The organism is Hydrogenivirga sp. 128-5-R1-1 (assembly GCF_000171895.1).
The window spans coordinates 1-2,501 of sequence record NZ_ABHJ01000116.1 but is presented as its reverse complement, the minus strand read 5'-3'; the positions used below and the strand labels follow the sequence as shown (position 1 = coordinate 2,501).

The following is a 2,501-nucleotide window of genomic DNA, read 5'->3' as shown; positions in this document are numbered from 1 at the left end:
TTTCCCCTTCTATTACAACGTCTGCATCAATTTTATCTGCAAGTTCAACCTGAGAAACTGTAAAGAAAAATTTTATCCAGTCTAATCTTTCTTCTACTAATTTTTTATATTCTTCAGGTAAGTTTAAAATAATTTTAGCTTCATAAGGGTGTTTTATAAGTCCATTTTTTCTTGCTTCTTCTAATGCTTTGAGAACATCATCTCTTACTTTCAATAATTTTTCATATACTTCTTCTAAATTTTTGTTTATGTAATCTTTATCCACAACAGGCATCAGTTCAAGATGAATACTTTCTTTTGCTTTAGGAGCAAATTTTCTAACGTGCTGCCAAACTTCCTCAGCTGTAAATGATAGTATTGGTGCAAATATTTTAACTAAAGAGTTTAAAAGTTCCCATAACACAGTTTGAGCAGATCTTCTTTCTAAAGAGTCAGGAGCATAAACGTAGAGTCTATCTTTTAAAATATCTAAGTAGGTAGCTGATAAATCTACAATTATAAACTGCTTTATAGTGTGATAAATCTTATAGAAGGTATATTGCCCGTAATAGTTGTGAGATAAATCTATTATATTTTGAAGTTTTGATATCATCCATTTATCAATTTCAAGCATATCTTCGTGTTTAACTTTATCAGTTTCAGGATTAAAATCATAAAGGTTTCCAAGGAAGTATCTAAATGTATTTCTTATTTTTCTGTAATCATCAGCAACTGCTTTTATTAAATTAAATCCTATTTTTATATCTTCGGTATAATCCTCTGTAACAACCCAAAGTCTAAGTATATCTGCACCGTACTGTTTTATTATTTTTTCTGGAGGGACAACATTTCCAGCAGACTTAGACATTTTTCTACCTTTTTCATCAAGGGTAAATCCGTGGGTTAAAACGCTGTCGTAAGGCGCTCTATTATATGATGCTACAGATTCAAGAAGTGAAGACTGGAACCATCCTCTGTGCTGATCCGATCCTTCTAAATACATGTCCGCAGGCCATTTTAACTCTTCCCAGAAACCGGTTTTTAATACTGCTGCGTGAGAAACACCTGAGTCAAACCATACGTCAAGTATATCTTCTTCTTTTTTAAAGTTAGTGCTTCCGCATTTTTTACATTTATACCCTTCAGGAAGTAGCTCGTGTGTCTCTTTTTCAAACCATAAGTCTGCACCATACTCGTAGTTTTCAACTAAATTTGCTATATGTTCAAAGATTTCTGGTTCGTCCGCTATAGCATCACATTCTTCGCAGTAAAATACAGCAATTGGAACTCCCCAGACTCTCTGTCTAGATATACACCAGTCAGGTCTATTTTCTACCATTGATTTTATTCTATTTTGTCCCCATTTTGGAATCCATTTAACCCTTTCAATCTCTTTTATTGCTTCTCCTCTAAGGGTTGCTCCGTTTTCTATGACTGCATCTATTCCAATAAACCATTGAGGAGTTGCCCTGAATATAACAGGATTTTTACATCTCCAGCAGTGAGGATATGAGTGTTTTATTACTTCGTGGTGCAGAAGTGCTCCTATTTCTTGAAGTTTTTCAATTATTTTTTCGTTAGCTTCAAAAACCCTTAATCCCTGAAGCCATTCTGGAGCCTGTTTTGTAAATCTTCCTTCATCATCTACAGGTGCAAATGGTTCTACGCCGTATCTTTGACCAATTACATAGTCTTCCTGACCATGTCCAGGAGCCATATGAACAAGCCCTGTACCCGTGCCAAGTTCTACAAATTCTGAAAGATATATTTTTGAAACCCTATCTATAAACGGATGCTCATATTCTAAAAACTCAAGTTCTCTACCTCTTACTTCTTTTATAACAGTTCCTTCTATGCCTGTTTTTTCTTTAAAACTTTCTAAAAGTTCTTTAGCTACTATAAAAACTTTTTCACCATTATCTAAGAACACGTAATCAAAGTCAGGATTTACCATAATTCCAAGGTTAGCAGGCAATGTCCATGGAGTGGTTGTCCAGATTACTGCATAAACAGGTTTTTCTATGTTGAATGGTGATTCTACTAATTTAAATGCCACATAAACGGAAGGGTCTTTTTTGTCTGCATATTCAACTTCTGCTTCAGCTTCTGCTGTTTTATCGTATATACACCAGTAAACAGGTTTTTTTCCTCTATATGCTACACCTTTATTGAAAATTCTGCCAAGCTCTCTTATCTCTTGAGCTTGATAGGAAGGTCTCATAGTAAGATAAGGTTTTTCCCAGTTTCCAATTATTCCAAGTCTTTTAAATTCTTCTTTTTGTATTTCAACAAATTTGGCTGCATACTCCCTACAGAGTTTTCTAAACTCTGGTTTTGGAATGTCTTCTTTTCTTTTTTTCTGTTTTTTGAGCTCTTTTTCAACCTGCTGTTCTATTGGAAGTCCGTGGCAGTCCCATCCGGGAACAAATGGAGCATCTTTTCCTTTCATTGATTCATATTTGACAAGAATGTCTTTTAAGATTTTGTTTAAAGCATGACCTATATGTATATGTCCGTTTGCA

1 protein-coding gene is annotated in these 2,501 nt (G+C 34.4%); it reads right to left on the bottom strand.

From position 1 onward, the window contains the following. On the bottom strand, nucleotides 1–2,501 hold a 2,501-nt coding region (gene ileS / locus HG1285_RS04570; protein ID WP_008288607.1), incomplete at both ends, for an isoleucine--tRNA ligase.